The following is a 16,226-nucleotide window of genomic DNA, read 5'->3' as shown; positions in this document are numbered from 1 at the left end:
TCAGGCACAACCATAATCAGGTAAAGGGAAACGGGGATGATTGACGACATTCGTTTAGGCAGGGAGCGGCGCTTTCTGGTGTTGCTGGGCATCATCTGCCTGGCGCTGATTGGCGGGGCGCTGTACATGCAAGTGGTGCTGGGCGAGGCACCGTGCCCCTTGTGCATCCTGCAACGCTACGCCTTGTTGCTGATCGCACTCTTCGCCTTCATCGGCGCCGCTATGCGCAGCGAGAGGGCGGTGACTTTCCTCGAGGGGCTGGTAGTGCTCAGTGCCTTGGGTGGGGTGGCTGCCGCTGGCCATCATGTGTACACCCAGTTCTTTCCCCAGGTCAGTTGCGGCATCGATGTCTTGCAACCGATCGTCGACGACCTGCCCCTGGCCAAGGTATTCCCCCTGGGTTTCCAGGTCGACGGTTTCTGCAGTACCCCCTACCCGCCGATCCTCGGCCTGTCCCTGGCCCAATGGGCGTTGGTGGCGTTCGTGCTGACAGTGATCCTGGTGCCTTTGTGCATCTATCGTAATCGTCACCCCAAAGCCTGAGTCTCGCGCCTGCAAAACGCTCCGTTCCTTCTTGTTTGAAGGCCGGAGCGTTTTTGTTTGTAGGGATTTGTGAAAGCACCGTGACGAGGGGCAACTTTAGGTGTGCACAGCGTGCGACATGTTGTCACACGGACGCTGTCGCAGGACGTTTCTGACCCGCCAAATCGGCCCATAAATTTGCACCCCGCGCACAAATTGTGCTGTCAGTTCGTGGTGCGGGTGGCGCCGCGCAGCGTGTAAGGCCTGAGCGCCCGTGGGATCTGTGAATGCCTTGTTTTATGGGGACTTGGATAGCTTTACCAAGCCCTTACAAGCTGTAAGGGAAGTGGCAATCTGCCCAATAACACGGCAATTTTTGTGGTTTTTGTTGAGAATTGAACGCGATAAGATCGCGAATCTTTGCAAGTTTGGTGAAGGATTGTTGCTGGAATCGATAAAAATTATTTCTTTATAAGACATGGTTTATACATCGCTAGCTAACTACAATCGCCCGCACTGAATGTCCGGTGCTGTTCAATCTTTGAGCATTGGAGCGGTCGAGGAGCAGATGGAAGGCTCTGTGCGACCCCAGGTTCCGGCAGCCTTTCAACTATCCGCACCAAATGGAATTGGTCTGTAACAAGGCCTTTAGCCACGAAATCGAATAAGAACTCACTGCAGGTCCGTGAAACGTACCGTTATGACGTGTCGGGCAGGCTCTTATTCAATCGAAGAGAAATGCCAACCCTTGGCAGGGTGAAGTGTTGGCGATCAAAACCCAACTGCATTGCGCAAGCTGCTTTAGAGGTCGTGAGATGAGTAAAAACAGGTACCCCCGATTACTAGGCTTTTTGCCGCTGCTTGGCATGATGTTAATGCTGGGAGGCTGCAAGTGGACCTTGATGGACCCAAAAGGACAGATCGGTCTGGATCAACGAAACCTGATCATCACCGCCACCCTGCTGATGCTGTTGGTCGTGGTGCCTGTGATCATCATGACGTTCGCCTTCGCCTGGAAATACCGCGCGTCGAACACCAAGGCGACCTACGCGCCCAAGTGGTCGCACTCCACCAAGATTGAAATTGCGGTGTGGCTGGTGCCGATCCTCATCATCATCGCCCTGGGTTACATCACCTATAAGTCGACCCACGAACTGGACCCTTACCGTCCGCTGGAGTCCGACGTCAAGCCGATCAATATTGAAGTGGTCGCGCTGGACTGGAAGTGGCTGTTCATCTACCCGGACCTGGGTATCGCCACGGTCAACGAGATCCAGTTCCCGGAAAACACCCCGCTTAACTTCCGGATCACCTCCGACGCCGTGATGAACTCGTTCTTCATCCCAGCCCTGGGCGGTCAGATCTATGCGATGGCAGGCATGCAGACCCGACTGCACCTGATCGCCAACGAAAAAGCTGTAATGGAAGGCATCTCCGCGAACTACAGCGGCGCTGGCTTCACCGGCATGAAATTCAAAGCGATCTCGACGAGCCAGGAAGATTTCAACGCCTGGGTAGCCGAAGTCAAGGCCGCACCTAAACAGCTTGATCAAGCTGAATACGACGCCCTGACCAAACCAAGCCAAAACAACCCAGTCGCCCTGTACTCCACGTATGAGCCGAACCTGTTTCAGAAAATCGTCGACAAGTACGAAGGTATGAAGCCAGGCAAGCCGGTCAAGCACGAGAAGAAAGAAGTGGCCGTGGTTGAAGGTTCTGACACGGGCTCGCATTCAACTGCTGGGGCAGAGGAGTAAACGATGTTTGGTAAATTAAGTTGGGATGCGGTCCCGTTCCACGAGCCGATTGTGATGATTACCATCGCCATGATCGCGCTGGGTGGTCTGGCACTGTTTGCAGCAATCACTTATTTCAAGAAGTGGACCTACCTGTGGACCGAGTGGCTGACGTCGGTCGACCACAAGAAAATCGGCGTCATGTACGTCATCGTTGCCATGGTCATGCTGCTGCGTGGTTTTGCCGACGCCATCATGATGCGTACCCAGTTGGCCATGGCCACCGAGGGTTCGCCTGGCTACCTGCCGCCTGAACACTATGACCAGATCTTCACCGCCCACGGTGTGATCATGATCATCTTCATGGCGATGCCATTCTTCACCGGCTTGATGAACCTGGCCTTGCCGCTGCAGATCGGTGCGCGTGACGTTGCCTACCCGTTCCTGAACTCCCTGAGCTTCTGGCTGCTGGTTTCCGGCGTGGTGCTGATCAACGTGTCCCTGGGCGTCGGCGAATTCGCCAAGACCGGTTGGGTTGCGTATCCGCCATTGTCGGGCTTGCAGTACAGTCCGGGCGTGGGTGTGGACTACTACATCTGGGCGCTACAGTTATCAGGACTCGGGACGACATTGACGGGGGTCAACTTCCTGGCCACCGTCCTGAAAATGCGCGCCCCTGGCATGAAACTGATGGACATGCCGATCTTCACCTGGACCTGCACCTGGGCAAACGTGCTGATCGTGGCTTCGTTCCCGATCCTGGCCGCTACCATGGCGCTGCTGTCGCTTGACCGTTACCTGGATTTCCACATTTTCACCAATGAACTTGGTGGCAATCCAATGATGTACGTGAACCTGTTCTGGGCATGGGGTCACCCTGAGGTGTACATCCTGATCCTGCCAGCGTTCGGTATCTTCTCCGAAGTGATCTCGACCTTTACCGGCAAGCGCCTGTTCGGTCACCACTCGATGGTCTACGCATCGGGCGCAATCTCCGTACTGGGCTTCATGGTTTGGCTGCACCACTTCTTCACCATGGGTTCGGGGGCCAGCGTCAACGCCTTCTTCGGCCTGGCGACGATGCTGATTTCGATCCCGACGGGGGTGAAGCTATTCAACTGGCTGTTCACCATCTACCACGGTCGTCTGCGCATGACCAGCCAGGTCCTGTGGACCCTTGGCTTCATGGTGACCTTCGCCATCGGCGGCATGACCGGCGTACTGCTGGCCATTCCAGGTGCTGACTTCGTACTGCACAACAGCCTGTTCGTGATCGCGCACTTCCACAACGTGATCATCGGTGGTGCTGTATTCGGTTACATCGCTGGTTTCGCCTTCTACTTCCCGAAAGCGTTCGGCTTCAAGCTGCACGAAGGCTGGGGCAAGGCTGCATTCTGGTTCTGGATCTCCGGCTTCTTCGTCGCATTCATGCCGCTCTATGCACTGGGCTTCATGGGCATGACCCGTCGTCTGAACGCCACCACCAACCCTGAGTGGGTACCGTACCTGTACGTTGCCATGTTCGGTGCGGTGATGATCGCTGTGGGTATCGCCTGCCAGTTGATCCAGCTGTACGTGAGCATCCGTGACCGTAAGCAGAACGCTTGCGAATCCGGCGACCCATGGAATGGCCACACCCTGGAATGGTCGACCTCGTCGCCACCACCGTTCTACAACTTCGCCGTGATCCCTACTGCGAACACCATCGATGCGTTCACCGAAGCCAAGGAAGACGGTACTGCGTACCAGCGTCCTAAGCACTACGAACCGATCCACATGCCAAACAACACCGCCACTGGCGTGGTGATGGGCGCACTGTTGACCGTGTTCGGTTTCGCGATGATCTGGCACATCTGGTGGCTGGCAATCGCGAGCCTGGTGGGCACTATCGGTTACTTCATCATTCACGCTGCCCGTGATGATCAAGGCTACATGGTGCCGGTCGAAACGATCGAACGCATCGAAGCCGAGCAGCACGCTCGCCTGGTAGCCGAGAAGAAGATTCCGGCCAACCGTGTAGAAACCTCGTTGGAACAGGCTTAAACCATGTCGAACTTAGTGACCAATGCTGGACACGCCCATGTCGATGACCATGGGCACGATGACCATCACCACGACTCGGGGCCAATAACCGTCTTCGGTTTCTGGCTCTACCTGATGACCGACTGCATCTTGTTTGCGTCGATCTTTGCGGTGTACGCGGTACTGGTAAACAACGTAGCGGGTGGCCCGTCGGGCCACGACATCTTCGAACTGCCTTACGTGCTCGGCGAAACCGCCTTGCTGTTGTTCAGTTCGATCACCTACGGCTTCGCCATGTTGGCCTTCTACAAGGGCAACAAAAAAGGCGTGCTGACCTGGCTGGGCCTGACCTTCCTGCTCGGCCTGGGCTTCATCGGCATGGAGGTCAACGAGTTCCACCTGCTGATCTCCGAAGGCTACGGCCCGCACCGTTCCGGTTTCCTGTCGGCGTTCTTCACGCTGGTCGGCACTCACGGTCTGCACGTAACTGCCGGCCTGCTGTGGATGGCGGTGATGATGTATCAGGTCAATAAACACGGCCTGACCAACACCAACAAGACTCGCCTGACTTGCCTGAGCCTGTTCTGGCACTTCCTGGACGTGGTCTGGATCTGCGTCTTCACCGTTGTTTACCTGATGGGGACTCTGTAATGGCTAATGCACACTCCCATGACCATGACAGCCATGATGCGAGCCACGGCAGCGTTAAGTCTTACGCTATCGGCTTCATCCTGTCGGTAATCCTGACGCTCATCCCGTTCGGTCTGGTGATGTACCCGACCCTGCCGAAGTCGATCACCTTGATGATTGTCCTGGCGTTCGCGGTGATTCAGGTGCTGGTTCACCTGGTGTACTTCCTGCACCTGGATCGTTCCAAAGAGCAGCGCGAAAACGTGATTGCGTTCGTGTTCGCAGGCTTAGTAATCCTGCTGCTGGTTGGCCTGTCGATATGGATCATGTTCAGCATCCATACGTTCATGATGGCGAAGTGAGGTAAGACCCGATGTCGCTTAAGCACTTTATCCAAATCACCAAACCGGGGATCATTTTCGGTAACGTGCTTTCTGTGGCGGGCGGTTTCTTCCTGGCCTCCAAGGGACATGTCGATCTGGCCATCTTCCTGGCTGCAATGATCGGTACGTCCCTGGTGGTTGCTTCCGGTTGCGTGTTCAACAACTGCATCGACCGTGACATCGATATCAAGATGGAACGCACCAAGAATCGTGTGCTGGTCCAGGGGCTTATCTCCCTGAAACTGGCACTGATCTTTGCGACCGTCCTGGGTGTTGCCGGTGTGGTGCTGTTGTACAAGGTGGCCAACCCGTTGGCGGCGTTGTTTGCCGTGATCGGTTTTGTCATCTACGTCGGCCTCTACAGCCTATACCTCAAGCGCAAGTCGGTGCACGGCACGCTGGTGGGCAGTCTGTCGGGGGCGATGCCGCCGGTGATTGGTTATGTGGCTGTAACCAATAGCTTCGACATGGCCGCGCTGGTGCTGCTGGTGATGTTCAGCCTGTGGCAGATGCCGCATTCCTACGCCATCGCGATTTTCCGCTTCAATGACTACCTGGCTGCGTCGATTCCGGTATTGCCGGTCAAGCGTGGCATCCAGGTGGCCAAGAAACACATCCTGCTCTACATCCTGGCCTTCCTCGTGGCGACCTTGATGTTGACCTTCAGTGGCTACGCCGGCATGAGCTACCTCGCCGTGGCCGCCGCCATGGGCATGTACTGGTTGTACATGGCCTGGACCGGCTACAAGGCGGTGGATGACACCGTCTGGGCGCGCAAGCTGTTCGTGTTCTCGATCTTCACCATCACCGCGCTCAGCGTGATGATGTCCCTGGATTTCCAAGTGCCGAAAGAGCTGTTGCTGACCTACGCCCACTGAGTCGTATGAGCAGTAAAAAGCCCCGCCTTCGCAAGAAGCGCGGGGTTTTTTATGGCATGCCCTTTAAACTATTCCCCAATTCTATGAATGCAGGAAGCAAAGCAATGAGTAAAAAAGCCGTTATGGTGTTCAGTGGCGGGCAGGATTCGACGACCTGCCTGATCCAGGCACTGCCGCTGTATGACGAAGTGCACTGCATCACGTTTGATTATGGCCAGCGCCATGTGGCAGAAATCGAAGTGGCCCAGAAGCTCGCCAAGCAACTGGGGGCCACGGTGCACAAAGTGATGGATGTGTCCCTGCTCAATGAGCTGGCCATCAGCAGCCTCACCCGTGACAACATTCCCGTGCCGACCGTAAGCAGCTCAGGCGAAAGCCTGCCGAGTACCTTTGTGCCGGGGCGCAATATCCTGTTCCTGACCCTGGCGTCGATCTACGCCTATCAGGTGAAAGCCGAGGCCGTCATTACCGGCGTGTGCGAAACCGACTTCTCGGGCTACCCCGATTGCCGGGACGAGTTTGTCAAAGCGCTGAACAAGGCCCTTGAACTGGGCATGGAATACAAGCTGCGCCTGGACACTCCGTTGATGTGGCTGAACAAAGCCGAAACCTGGGCACTGGCGGATTACCACAACCAACTGGAGCTGGTGCGCGAGCAGACGCTGACCTGCTACAACGGCATCATCGGCACAGGTTGCGGCAATTGCGACGCGTGCAACCTGCGTGCGCGGGGCTTGAATGAATACCTGCAGAACAAGGCGGATGTCATGCAAAGCCTGAAGCACAAGTTGCAGTTGAAATAACTCTTGTAGGAGCGAGCTTGCTCGCGAAAATCCCGAGAGCGCCGCGTTCAACCAGGAGCGCTGCGTTATCGTTGACGTTTTTCGCGAGCAAGCTCGCTCCTACACGGCAATGGGTTCAAGTCGCCAGGTAACGCTTGAACAACGAGCGTGCCCCGTAGGCAGGCAGGATATTGAAGAACGCAAAGCCGACTTTGATCGCGATCTGCACATAGATCATGCTCAGGATGTCGCTGGTCTGCATGGCGCCGTAGAAGGCAATAAAGCAAAACAGGAAGCTGTCGATAATGACCGCAAAGAATGTACTGAGGAAAATCCGCAGGTACAGGTATTTGGAGTTGGTCAGTTCCTTGATCTTGCACAGCAGGTAGGAGTTTATATTCTCCGAAACCAGGAACGACACCGAAGAGGCCACCAGCACCGACGACACTTGCAGGATCACGTCGGTATACGGCCCGTCGAGTTTCCAGCCCGGTAGCCCCGGCAGGAAGGTCGAGCCATACAGCAGGACGATGATCATCGCGTTACTGGCAAACGCAAACAGAATGGCCCGCCGCGCCAGGCGCAAACCGAAGTTTTCGTTCAACAAGTCCACGATCAGAAAGGTCAGCGGGTACAGGAACGTGCCCGGCGTCACGATGATGCCCATGGACTCCAGGTAAATCGGCTTGGTCGCAGCAATGCTGGTGAAGATATAGAACGTGAACAACAGCAAGTTCAGGATGATGTAGATCATCCAGGAGTTTTCATTGCGGTCGTTTATGTCATAGGCGGTGAGCGTGCCACCCTGCGAATAAAACTTCTTGTAGACGTTCTTGACTTCCATTTTATTGAAATTGTCCATTATTTCGCTGTTGAGCACTTCACTCAGTTTGATCTTGATGACCTTGCCCGTGGCGATCACCATGATCACCGCCAGGCGCTTGTCATTTTCAAAGCCCAGCAACTTGTATTTACTGTTTTCAACGGGCCCTTCAGACGTGGTCATTGAAGCGCTCCTCAAGAATGTCGCCGATGACACACAAGCGGTCTGAGTTCGCACAGGGCTCAAGGGTGATGAACAGTTTTTTGGTGGCGCGGTCGTACACCAGCTTTTCTTTATCGTCGCTCGAAGAGCCTTTTTGCACGATCAGCAAGTCCCCCGGCTCATTTAGGCCGGGAATCGCGTGCTCCAGGCGCACGCCAATCAAGTTGCAGGAATTGCCGAAGTAAAACGTCAGTGGATAGAGCGTGGCCAGTTCGCCGATGCGCTTGCCCAGGTTCTGCATGAGCAGGCTTTCCTTGAGCACCGGAACCGCTGCGGGGTTCTTGTTGCCCAGCGGGGAAACATTGTTCTCGATGACTTCCCTGGCCTCAAAGTTGATGGTCTCGATTTCTTCGTAGGAGACGCCGAAGAAGTCCGAGATCTTGCGAATGGTCGACTGTTGTACGTTGGCGACCTTTCCTCCCAGGATGTTGTAGATGGTCGTCCTGGTCAGGCCGGCGGCACTGCTCAACGAAAGCTGGGTTTCGCCACGGCTCTTGATCAAGTACTTGATGTTGCTCTTCAAGTGCTCGGTTTTTTCACGTCTGTGTATCAAGTGCTCACCACTTCCATTTAGTCATTAGTCCATTTTCGGCGGAACCAAGACCTTCCAGGTTCACACATTGGAAGTGTTGCATGTGCCCGTCATAACAATAAAGCGCTGAGTGCAGGGAGACGACCAGTTGGTTAAATCCGGCAAGCGCTGGCTCGTCATTCTATTCTGTACGACCCGTACAAATGCCTCGCGCCTCTACAAGGAGTAGTCACCATGGTCAGTGTCAGCCGTCGATCCCTTCTTGCCCTGGGGGCGGCCTTGCCCGTAATGGGGCAGATGAGTTGGGCGCTCGCCAGCCCGCCGCCGACCCAATCTGACAAGGTGCTGCTCAATTACAACGAAAGCCCCTACGGCCCTTCAGCCGCGGCCCGCGAGGCGATGCAGCGCGCGATTGCAGCGTCCGGGCGTTATCCCTACCCGGATATGTACGCACTGGCGGCGCTGTTCGCCCAGCAACAGGGCATTGCCGAAGAAAACGTAGGGGTGTTTGCCGGCTCGATGGCAGCCCTGCGTTATGCGGTGCTGGCCTTCACCAGCCAAACACGCGGCTTGGTGATGGCGACCCCGTCCTACGAAGTCCCGCGCCAGGCCGCCGAGTCGAACAAGGCGCCGGTGCGTGAAGTGAACCTCGACATGCGCCATGCCCATGATGTGCCGGCCATGCTCGCGGCGGATCCACAGGCCGGCCTGCTGTACCTGTGCAACCCCAATAACCCGACCGGCACCCTGACCCCGACCGAGGCTATCCGCCTGGCCCTGGCGAACAAGCCCAAGGGCAGCGTGCTAGTCGTGGACGAGGCTTATATCGACTTCTGCGACGCCCCCAGTTGCGTGGGGTGGATCAAGGATCACGACGACCTGCTGGTGCTGCGTACTTTTTCGAAAATCTACGGCATGGCTGGCGCGCGCTTGGGCTTGGCAATCGGCCATCCCGCGTTGCTGGAACGGCTGGCTGTATTTGGCGGCGAGAATGTACCGGCGGGGCCAAGCTTGCTGGGCGCCCGTGCCAGCCTGGAAGACGCGCCGCTACTGGCACAGCGCAAGGCGCTCAATGCCAGGTTGCGGGACGAAACGATCACTTGGCTGCGCGAGCAAGGCTTTACCTGCACGGCGTCTCAGAGCAACTGCTTCATGATCGACGTGAAGCAACCGGCAAAGCAGGTGGTTGAGCGGCTGGCTGCACAGAATGTGCTGGTCGGACGGGTGTGGCAGAACTGGCCGCAATGGGTGCGGGTGACAGTGGGCAACCAGCAGGAAATGGAGCGCTTTCGTCAGGTCTTCGCAGCGCAGGTAACGCACGCCTGAGTACCGGGTCTTTCACTCGCCGTCTGGACAGGCCTGCCGGGCATGCTTCATTCTCGTGCAGGTTGAACGATCAAGGACGATAGCCGTGCGACGTAATGACCATTGCGATAAAACCGCGCCCATGCTGCCCGACGACATGCGGCGCTTGCTCGATGCCGAGCTGAGCCGCCGTGGCCTGGGGCACTTCGAGGTCTACCAGTGCGGCCCGACGCTGGACCAGGCGCAGATTGTTTCCAATTACCCCGAGGCCATGGAACCCTCCGACACGGCCGACGATTTCTACCGGCGTGGCGAGCTGGTTTCACTGACGCGCAAACGGATCAAACCGTTTTTCTGGAGCGATGAGCAACTGTTGGCGGTGGACGCTGAGAGCGTGCCGGTGCCGGGCCCCTATAAGCCGGTTGGCGAAGGCGCCAGTTTTATCGTGCATGGCAACCACGGGTTCTACTCGGTTCTCAACCTGTGCAGCTTCGGTGAGGAGGCGCAGTTTCGCGAGACGGTGCTGGCCCATCAAAGCGAACTGCAGATGTTGCTGGTCTCGCTATACGACGAGTCCCTGGAAAATCACGCGGTGCCCATCCACCCGAACACGGTGCTGACGCCGCGGGAAACCGAAGTCCTGTCCTGGGTCAGCGTGGGCAAGACCTATAAAGAAGTGGCGCTCCTGACCGCAATGACCTCCCACACGGTCAAGTTTCATATGAAGAATGTCTTCGGCAAATTGCAGGTCACCAACGGCAAGTCGGCGATCCGCAAGGCCCTGCAACTGGGCTATATCCGGCTCCCGGCATAACGTCGCAGTCACTGCCTACCTGTCCAAATGGGTAGCTTGTTCGCCGCCGGGTGCTGCATTACGTTCCCCAGCTATTGAGTTCGACGTCGGATACACCGGCGTCGCCATTGCGAAGGGATAGCCTGATGAATCGCTCTGTAGCCTTGCTCCCAACCTGTACCCGCGTGTCGCACTGATGGGCACTCTTCATGCCTTGCGCGGCCTCAACGCTCGGTTGCAAGCCTTGTTCATGATCACCCTGGTGTTCCGCACGGGCACCCTGGCGTTTCCTTTTTACGCGGCCTACCTGATTCATCAACATGCCATAGCGCCAGGTACTGCCGGCCTGTTGGTCGGGGTGTATGGCGCGGGCGCCCTGTGCACCGACCTGATCATCGGGGGCGTGATCAAGCGCTTTTCGGCTAACCGGGTCATTCTCGGTTCATTGCTGCTCAATGCTGCGTTGCTGCTGGTCATCCCCTCGGTCGACAACACGCCAGTACTCTTGCTGTTGTCGTTTCTCTGGGGCGCCTGTTACGAAGCCTTCACACCTGCGACGTTTTCTGAGACGGTTGCCCACAGCAGCCTTGAAACGCGCAAAGTGGCATTTTCCTGCAACCGCCTGGCGATCAATATCGGCATGGCCATCGGGCCGTTGCTGGGCAGCTTGATATTCCTGCGCAATGCCGACGCGGTGTTCTATATCAACGCGCTGTTGTCCCTGCTGGCCTTCGCCACTTGCCTGCGGTTCGCACGTTCGCTACCGGTAACCCCTGGCGCGGCTGTCGCCGGTAAAGACGAGGGCTTGCCCGAGCAGGCTCCCCATGAGCGTTCGCGACTGCTGGTAATCCTGCTGGCGGCGCTGCCGGTGCATGTGGCCTATGCATTGCCGCCGACCTTTCTGTCGGCGTACATCATCAACTACACCGAGCTACCGGCCTATTACGTCGGCATCATCTTCTTCATCAATGCCCTGCTGGTGATTGTGTTTGAGGTGCCGATCAACCTGCGCATGGCGCACCTGTCGAGCAGTCGCTCGCTGATCGTCGGCTTCTTGCTGGCAGGCAGCGGTTTCTTCCTGATGGGCTTTGGCCAGATCGGCGCACTGTTGCTGTTGGCTACCGTGCTGTGGAGCCTGGGCGAGATGATCGTGTTCCCCGGTATCACCCACTACGTCAGCAGCATTTCCAGCCGCGATAGCGTGGCCCGAAACCTTGGCTATTACTCGGCGGGCGTCAACATCGGTGTGATGGTCGCGCCCTCGTTGGCGTTCATGTTGGTGTCGCGGCCAGCCCTGCCATCGCCCTGGTTGCTGGCAGGGTGTGTGTTGTTGCTGTTCGCGATCGCCGTGGGCGTGATGAAACGCTCGGCGCTGTTGTGGAACGAGCAGGCGTAGCGGGCAACAGGCGCACGCATTGCGCGCACGCCATATTGCTTGCGATTTACTGGGCGGCGATGGCGTAACCGTCGAAGGCGCTTTGCTGTTGCAGTGCGGTCACGATGCTCTTGCGCGTGACCGGCTGTTCCACGCCGCTGTTGTCGACGAAGGTTTCACTCTCCAACTCCGCCTCGCTGCCTTCACCCACAAAGGTAAAGCCCAGGAACTCCAGCGCTTCGCGGTCCACATTGAGTTTGGAGCGCGGCGTGCGCAGCGGCAGGGTGACGCTGATGCCATCCTTGCTGATCACAAACACTTCGGCTTCTTTCTTGGCGCGCGCAGCCTTGCCCTTGCCGGCGCTTGGGTTGCTGATGGCCTGGTGCGACTGGTTCAACACCTTGAGGGCCAGGCCGTACACCAGTTCCTGGAACTCGGGGTCGTCCTTGAAGCTGGACAGGATGCGGCTGATCGAGAACTGGCTGCTCAGGTTTTCCAGGGCGGCATTATCGGCGGCTTCGGCGTCCTTCAATTGCTTGAGCTGGCCCATCAGGTCATAGGCTTTGTCATCGTCGAACGCGTCGTGGGCCTGGCGGATGGCAATGCGCAACTCGCGGATCTGGTCGCTTTCCTTAGACGTGTGAAACGCATCCAGCACCATCTCGCTGATGATCTTGGCCGCTGGCACATGCTGTGAAAGATTGATGGCGTTTTCGTATTCGGCTTTGGATTGCAAGGCGACTACGGATTCTTCGGCGGATTCTGCGGTGTAGGAATCAGGCATTAAATTTCACTGCGTAGTAAACGGGGGAGACAAAAAACGTCGGGCATTTTCAGCGGGCAGGTAGATCAGGTCAAGGCGGCACTCTGCCCACGGGCTGTGCTGATCCATATCAACGAGAGCCTCCGCCAATTCGGCTACAACAAAGCTGGGGACGACCGTGCCCTCGTTATCTGCCTGATGACGCATAAAAACAATTGCAGACCTGCGCCGAGGAGACCGCTCCAGGCCAGGTTATTAAAGGAATGCTGCGATGATTCTTCGCTTGTCCCGCCTGGCCTCGCTGGGGGCGACGCTTTGTCTGGCGCTACCCCTGCACGCCACTCCAACTGATATCGAACATGGCAAATACGTCGCCCAACTCGGCGACTGCATTGCCTGCCACACTGCCAAGCAAGGCAAAGTCATGGCCGGTGGCCTGGAACTGAGCACGCCAATGGGCACGATCTATTCGAGCAATATCACGCCCGACCGGGGCACCGGCATCGGCGCCTACACCTTCGAACAGTTCGACCGGGTGATGCGTGAAGGCGTGACGCCTGCGGGAATGAACCTGTACCCGGCGATGCCGTATCCGTCCTACGCCAAGATGAGCGCGGAGGACATGCGTGCCTTGTACGCCTACCTGATGCAAGGTGTGGAGCCCGTGCAGCAAGCCAACCTGGACGCGGACATGGGCTTTCCGTTCAATCAACGCTGGGGCCTGGCGCTGTGGAATTTTGCCTTTCTCGACAAACGTCCGTTCCAGGCGGACCCGGAGCGTAACGAGATACTTAACCGTGGTGCGTACCTGGTCCAGGGCCTGGGCCACTGCGGCTCTTGCCATACCCCGCGGGGTATCGCCTTTCAGGAAAAAGCCATGAGCGATGAGGGCCACAGCGGCAAGCATTACCTGGCCGGAGAAACCGTCGAGCACTGGCGCGCCTTGAGCCTGCGCAACTTATGGACGGTTGAGGATACTGTGCAATTGCTCAAGACCGGGCAGAACCGCTTCGCCATGGTGGCCGGCAATATGGCCGATGTGATTCACCACAGCACCCAGCATTTCAGTGACGACGACCTGACGGCCATCGCCAGCTACCTGAAAGCCCTGCCACCCGGTAAAGACGATCTGCCGATGCCGTCTGCGGCCCTTGCACCCGCCGCGCCACCTGCCGACCTGTTCACCAGTCGTGGCGGCCTGGGCTATATGCAGTTTTGCAGCGACTGCCACCGCAGCGATGGCGGCGGGGTCAAAGGCCTGTTCCCGCCCCTGGCGGGTAACCCGAGCATTGCCTCCAGCAACCCGACGTCGTTGCTGCACATCACACTCACCGGCTGGGAGACTGCACAAACCGCAACCCACCCACGGGTCTACACCATGCCCGGCTTCGCCCGCCTGGCGGATCAGGAAATCGCCGAGATCCTTAGCTTCGTACGCACCCGCTGGGGCAATGAGGGTACGCCGATCAGCGCCGCCCAAGTGAAGAAACTGCGTGACCAACTCAACCCGGTCACCACGGATTCGTCAGCCTTTGAAACCCCGCGCCTGGCCGACCTGCTCGCCGCGCCCAACGCCGACCAAGTGGTACGCGGGATGCGCCTGCACCTGCAAACCAAGGCGCTATTGCCTGACAATGTCGGTAACGCGCTGAACTGCACCAGTTGTCATCTCAACGCCGGTACCGTGGCAGACGGTTCGCCGTTTGTGGGCGTATCGGCATTCTTCCCCAGTTACGCGCCACGTGCCGGCAAGGTGGTGACCCTGGAAGAACGCATCAACGGCTGTTTCCGTCGCTCGATGAACGGCACGCCATTGCCGCCGCAATCCGCCGACATGCAGGCGATGGTGGCCTACTTTGACTGGATGAAAAACAACACGCGTCCAGAAGACAAAGTCGCCGGGCGCGGCGTGGGTAAGGTCGATCCTGCGATCAAGCCGGACCTGGACAACGGCAAGCAGGTGTATGCCAAGCAATGCGCGGTGTGCCATGGCGACAATGGCCAGGGCCTGGCAGGAGCCAGCGGCGAGCTGGTTTACCCGCCACTGTGGGGCGAACAATCGTTCAACGTCGGCGCGGGCATGGCCCGTACGTACACGGCGGCGGCGTTCGTCAAACGCAATATGCCAATTGGCTTCCACGAGCAATTTCCGCTGGGGCAGGGCGGGCTTTCGGACCAGGAAGCGGTGGACGTGGCAGCGTATTTCTCCCAGCAACCTCGCCCGGATTTCCCGGACAAGATCAAAGACTGGCCCAACGGTGGCAAACCGGCGGATGCGCGCTACTAGTCCAGCTGTGTGAGGCAGGCCTGGAGAATATCCAGGCCTTGCTCCCACACCGCAGGTTCAATGGTCAGTTGTTTGGCGGCAGGCGTGCCATCGGCATGGGCCAATTCAATTTCAAATCGCAAGGAGCTCTGCCCTTGTTATTTGTAGAGCCCTACCTATTCCGACACAAAATCCTTTCCCGCCGCCTTGGACCGATACAACGCTTCATCGGCCCGCGCCATCAGGGCAGCAGGGGACTCACCCATGCGCCGCTCCACCACACCCAGGCTCAGGGTAATGGTGAAGTCGCCTGGCGCGGGCGCTTCCTTGATTTTTTGGCGAATCCGTTCGGCCAGTTCTTTCGCCGTCCCCAAGGTGCTTTTGGGTAGCACCACCATGAACTCATCACCACCCCAGCGCGCAAGCAGGTCACTGGTGCGCACGCAGGCTTCCAGGCTTTCCACCACGCGTATCAGCGTCTGGTCGCCGATGCCGTGGCCGTGTCGGTCATTGATCGGTTTGAAATCATCGATATCCATAGCCACCAGGGCCAGGGGCAGGCGGAAGCGTTCGGCGCGGTCGCACTCCTCCAGCAACACCTTCTCCAGGCGATAACGATTGGCGATGCGCGTCAGGGCGTCTCTCTCGGCAAGGGAACGGTTTTCGTCCAGCTGCAATTGCAACTGTTGATTGACCCGCGACAACTCAAGGGTCCGTTCCGCAACCAGGGCCTCAAGGGACTGGTTACGCCGTTGTAACTGTTCGAAGGAGCATTTGCGCGTATGAATATTGCGGTGTGCGCCCACCATGCGCGCCACGGAATTATCAGGGTTACGGGCAATGACATAACCGCGGTCTTCGATCCAGAGGTAGGTGCCGTCTTCTTTTCGGCAGCGGTACTCGGCCCGATAATAGGGCGAGCGCTGGCAGATGTAGTCATCAAACAGCGCCATCACGTGTTGATAGTCCTCGGGGTGGATCACGTTCTCCCAGGTGAACACGCTGTTTTCCAGGGAGTGGCGGGTGTAACCGAGCATCTCGTACCAGCCGGGATTACGGTAGACGTAACCGGTATTGGCGTTCCAGTCCCAGATCCCGTCACTGACCAGTTCCATGATGGCGTGCAACAGGTCGGCGTTGAGGTCGGAAAAGTCATTGCGGAGTGGTTCGTTGCCCGATGTATCGTCCATCAGC

General features: G+C 57.8%; 16 protein-coding genes. 11 read left to right on the top strand and 5 right to left on the bottom strand.

Annotation, left to right across the window (positions count from 1 at the left end; genetic code table 11):
- Window positions 1-36: 36 nt before the first annotated feature.
- From JFT66_RS24295 to queC, 7 genes are all read left to right on the top strand, one after another.
- Window positions 37-543: a disulfide bond formation protein B gene (locus JFT66_RS24295; protein WP_198860332.1), complete on the top strand. Its 507-nt coding sequence runs from the start codon at window positions 37-39 to the stop codon at window positions 541-543.
- Between the two features lie 794 nt (window positions 544-1,337).
- Window positions 1,338-2,279, top strand: a complete 942-nt coding sequence (gene cyoA, locus JFT66_RS24290; RefSeq protein ID WP_034115929.1) for a ubiquinol oxidase subunit II — start codon at window positions 1,338-1,340, stop codon at window positions 2,277-2,279.
- Between the two features lie 3 nt (window positions 2,280-2,282).
- Entirely contained in the window at window positions 2,283-4,301 is a 2,019-nt protein-coding gene (gene cyoB / locus JFT66_RS24285) for a cytochrome o ubiquinol oxidase subunit I (protein ID WP_034115928.1), read from the top strand.
- 3 nt (window positions 4,302-4,304) lie between these two features.
- Window positions 4,305-4,931: a cytochrome o ubiquinol oxidase subunit III gene (locus JFT66_RS24280; RefSeq protein ID WP_034115927.1), complete on the top strand. Its 627-nt coding sequence runs from the start codon at window positions 4,305-4,307 to the stop codon at window positions 4,929-4,931.
- Window positions 4,931-5,272: a cytochrome o ubiquinol oxidase subunit IV gene (gene cyoD, locus JFT66_RS24275; RefSeq protein ID WP_034115926.1), complete on the top strand. Its 342-nt coding sequence runs from the start codon at window positions 4,931-4,933 to the stop codon at window positions 5,270-5,272. The genes JFT66_RS24280 and cyoD overlap by 1 nt, the downstream gene beginning before the upstream one ends.
- 11 nt (window positions 5,273-5,283) lie before the next feature.
- On the top strand, window positions 5,284-6,171 hold the full coding sequence (gene cyoE / locus JFT66_RS24270; RefSeq protein WP_003176002.1) for a heme o synthase: 888 nt from the start codon (window positions 5,284-5,286) through the stop codon (window positions 6,169-6,171).
- 104 nt (window positions 6,172-6,275) lie between these two features.
- Window positions 6,276-6,974: a 7-cyano-7-deazaguanine synthase QueC gene (gene queC / locus JFT66_RS24265; RefSeq protein WP_198860331.1), complete on the top strand. Its 699-nt coding sequence runs from the start codon at window positions 6,276-6,278 to the stop codon at window positions 6,972-6,974.
- Window positions 6,975-7,089: 115 nt separating this feature from the next.
- On the opposite strand, the gene JFT66_RS24260 is transcribed toward queC, so the two are convergent.
- Both JFT66_RS24260 and JFT66_RS24255 read right to left on the bottom strand, forming a co-directional pair.
- The gene (locus JFT66_RS24260) at window positions 7,090-7,959 is read right to left on the bottom strand and encodes a queuosine precursor transporter (protein ID WP_034115924.1); all 870 of its coding nucleotides are present in this window, start codon (window positions 7,957-7,959) and stop codon (window positions 7,090-7,092) included.
- On the bottom strand, window positions 7,946-8,551 hold the full coding sequence (locus JFT66_RS24255) for a helix-turn-helix transcriptional regulator (protein WP_080752845.1): 606 nt from the start codon (window positions 8,549-8,551) through the stop codon (window positions 7,946-7,948). Before JFT66_RS24255 ends, JFT66_RS24260 begins: the two co-directional genes overlap by 14 nt.
- Window positions 8,552-8,764: 213 nt before the next feature.
- Here JFT66_RS24255 and ptaA point away from each other — a divergent pair, with 213 nt between their 5' ends.
- The 3 genes from ptaA (at window position 8,765) to JFT66_RS24240 (ending at window position 12,024) form a co-directional block, all read left to right on the top strand.
- A complete protein-coding gene (gene ptaA / locus JFT66_RS24250; RefSeq protein ID WP_034115923.1) occupies window positions 8,765-9,856 on the top strand; it encodes a pyoverdine biosynthesis transaminase PtaA in 1,092 nt (363 codons plus the stop codon).
- 85 nt (window positions 9,857-9,941) lie between these two features.
- Complete coding sequence (locus JFT66_RS24245; RefSeq protein ID WP_325167997.1) at window positions 9,942-10,649, top strand: helix-turn-helix transcriptional regulator; 708 nt, start codon at window positions 9,942-9,944, stop codon at window positions 10,647-10,649.
- A 175-nt stretch (window positions 10,650-10,824) separates the two neighbouring features.
- On the top strand, window positions 10,825-12,024 hold the full coding sequence (locus JFT66_RS24240; RefSeq protein ID WP_198860330.1) for an MFS transporter: 1,200 nt from the start codon (window positions 10,825-10,827) through the stop codon (window positions 12,022-12,024).
- A gap of 46 nt (window positions 12,025-12,070) precedes the next feature.
- Here the strand turns inward: JFT66_RS24240 and JFT66_RS24235 are convergent, their stop codons facing one another.
- The gene (locus JFT66_RS24235; protein ID WP_034115920.1) at window positions 12,071-12,787 is read right to left on the bottom strand and encodes a hypothetical protein; all 717 of its coding nucleotides are present in this window, start codon (window positions 12,785-12,787) and stop codon (window positions 12,071-12,073) included.
- Between the two features lie 250 nt (window positions 12,788-13,037).
- On the opposite strand from JFT66_RS24235, the gene JFT66_RS24230 reads away from it, so the two are divergent.
- On the top strand, window positions 13,038-15,053 hold the full coding sequence (locus tag JFT66_RS24230; RefSeq protein WP_034115918.1) for a c-type cytochrome: 2,016 nt from the start codon (window positions 13,038-13,040) through the stop codon (window positions 15,051-15,053).
- Here JFT66_RS24230 and JFT66_RS30060 read toward each other — a convergent pair.
- Both JFT66_RS30060 and JFT66_RS24225 read right to left on the bottom strand, forming a co-directional pair.
- Window positions 15,050-15,175: a hypothetical protein gene (locus JFT66_RS30060; RefSeq protein WP_267911023.1), complete on the bottom strand. Its 126-nt coding sequence runs from the start codon at window positions 15,173-15,175 to the stop codon at window positions 15,050-15,052. The genes JFT66_RS24230 and JFT66_RS30060 overlap by 4 nt on opposite strands.
- A 33-nt stretch (window positions 15,176-15,208) precedes the next feature.
- The gene (locus JFT66_RS24225; RefSeq protein ID WP_034115917.1) at window positions 15,209-16,222 is read right to left on the bottom strand and encodes a diguanylate cyclase domain-containing protein; all 1,014 of its coding nucleotides are present in this window, start codon (window positions 16,220-16,222) and stop codon (window positions 15,209-15,211) included.
- Window positions 16,223-16,226: the final 4 nt, after the last annotated feature.

It is taken from the genome of Pseudomonas sp. MF6755 (genome assembly GCF_016405635.1).
Taxonomy (GTDB): Bacteria; Pseudomonadota; Gammaproteobacteria; order Pseudomonadales; family Pseudomonadaceae; genus Aquipseudomonas; species Aquipseudomonas haemolytica.
The sequence above is the reverse complement of the archived record's forward strand: the minus strand, read 5'-3'. Positions and strand labels throughout refer to the sequence as shown.

What these genes read in the sequence shown, in the direction of transcription:
- cyoD (WP_034115926.1), top strand. Translation starts at nt 4,931, where the DNA reads ATGGCTAATGCACACTCCCATGACCATGACAGCCATGATGCGAGCCAC.
- JFT66_RS24235 (WP_034115920.1), bottom strand. Translation starts at nt 12,787, where the DNA reads ATGCCTGATTCCTACACCGCAGAATCCGCCGAAGAATCCGTAGTCGCC.
- JFT66_RS24240 (WP_198860330.1), top strand. Translation starts at nt 10,825, where the DNA reads ATGGGCACTCTTCATGCCTTGCGCGGCCTCAACGCTCGGTTGCAAGCC.
- JFT66_RS24230 (WP_034115918.1), top strand. Translation starts at nt 13,038, where the DNA reads ATGATTCTTCGCTTGTCCCGCCTGGCCTCGCTGGGGGCGACGCTTTGT.
- cyoE (WP_003176002.1), top strand. Translation starts at nt 5,284, where the DNA reads ATGTCGCTTAAGCACTTTATCCAAATCACCAAACCGGGGATCATTTTC.
- JFT66_RS24260 (WP_034115924.1), bottom strand. Translation starts at nt 7,959, where the DNA reads ATGACCACGTCTGAAGGGCCCGTTGAAAACAGTAAATACAAGTTGCTG.
- JFT66_RS24225 (WP_034115917.1), bottom strand. Translation starts at nt 16,222, where the DNA reads ATGGACGATACATCGGGCAACGAACCACTCCGCAATGACTTTTCCGAC.
- cyoA (WP_034115929.1), top strand. Translation starts at nt 1,338, where the DNA reads ATGAGTAAAAACAGGTACCCCCGATTACTAGGCTTTTTGCCGCTGCTT.
- queC (WP_198860331.1), top strand. Translation starts at nt 6,276, where the DNA reads ATGAGTAAAAAAGCCGTTATGGTGTTCAGTGGCGGGCAGGATTCGACG.
- cyoB (WP_034115928.1), top strand. Translation starts at nt 2,283, where the DNA reads ATGTTTGGTAAATTAAGTTGGGATGCGGTCCCGTTCCACGAGCCGATT.
- ptaA (WP_034115923.1), top strand. Translation starts at nt 8,765, where the DNA reads ATGGTCAGTGTCAGCCGTCGATCCCTTCTTGCCCTGGGGGCGGCCTTG.
- JFT66_RS24280 (WP_034115927.1), top strand. Translation starts at nt 4,305, where the DNA reads ATGTCGAACTTAGTGACCAATGCTGGACACGCCCATGTCGATGACCAT.
- JFT66_RS24295 (WP_198860332.1), top strand. Translation starts at nt 37, where the DNA reads ATGATTGACGACATTCGTTTAGGCAGGGAGCGGCGCTTTCTGGTGTTG.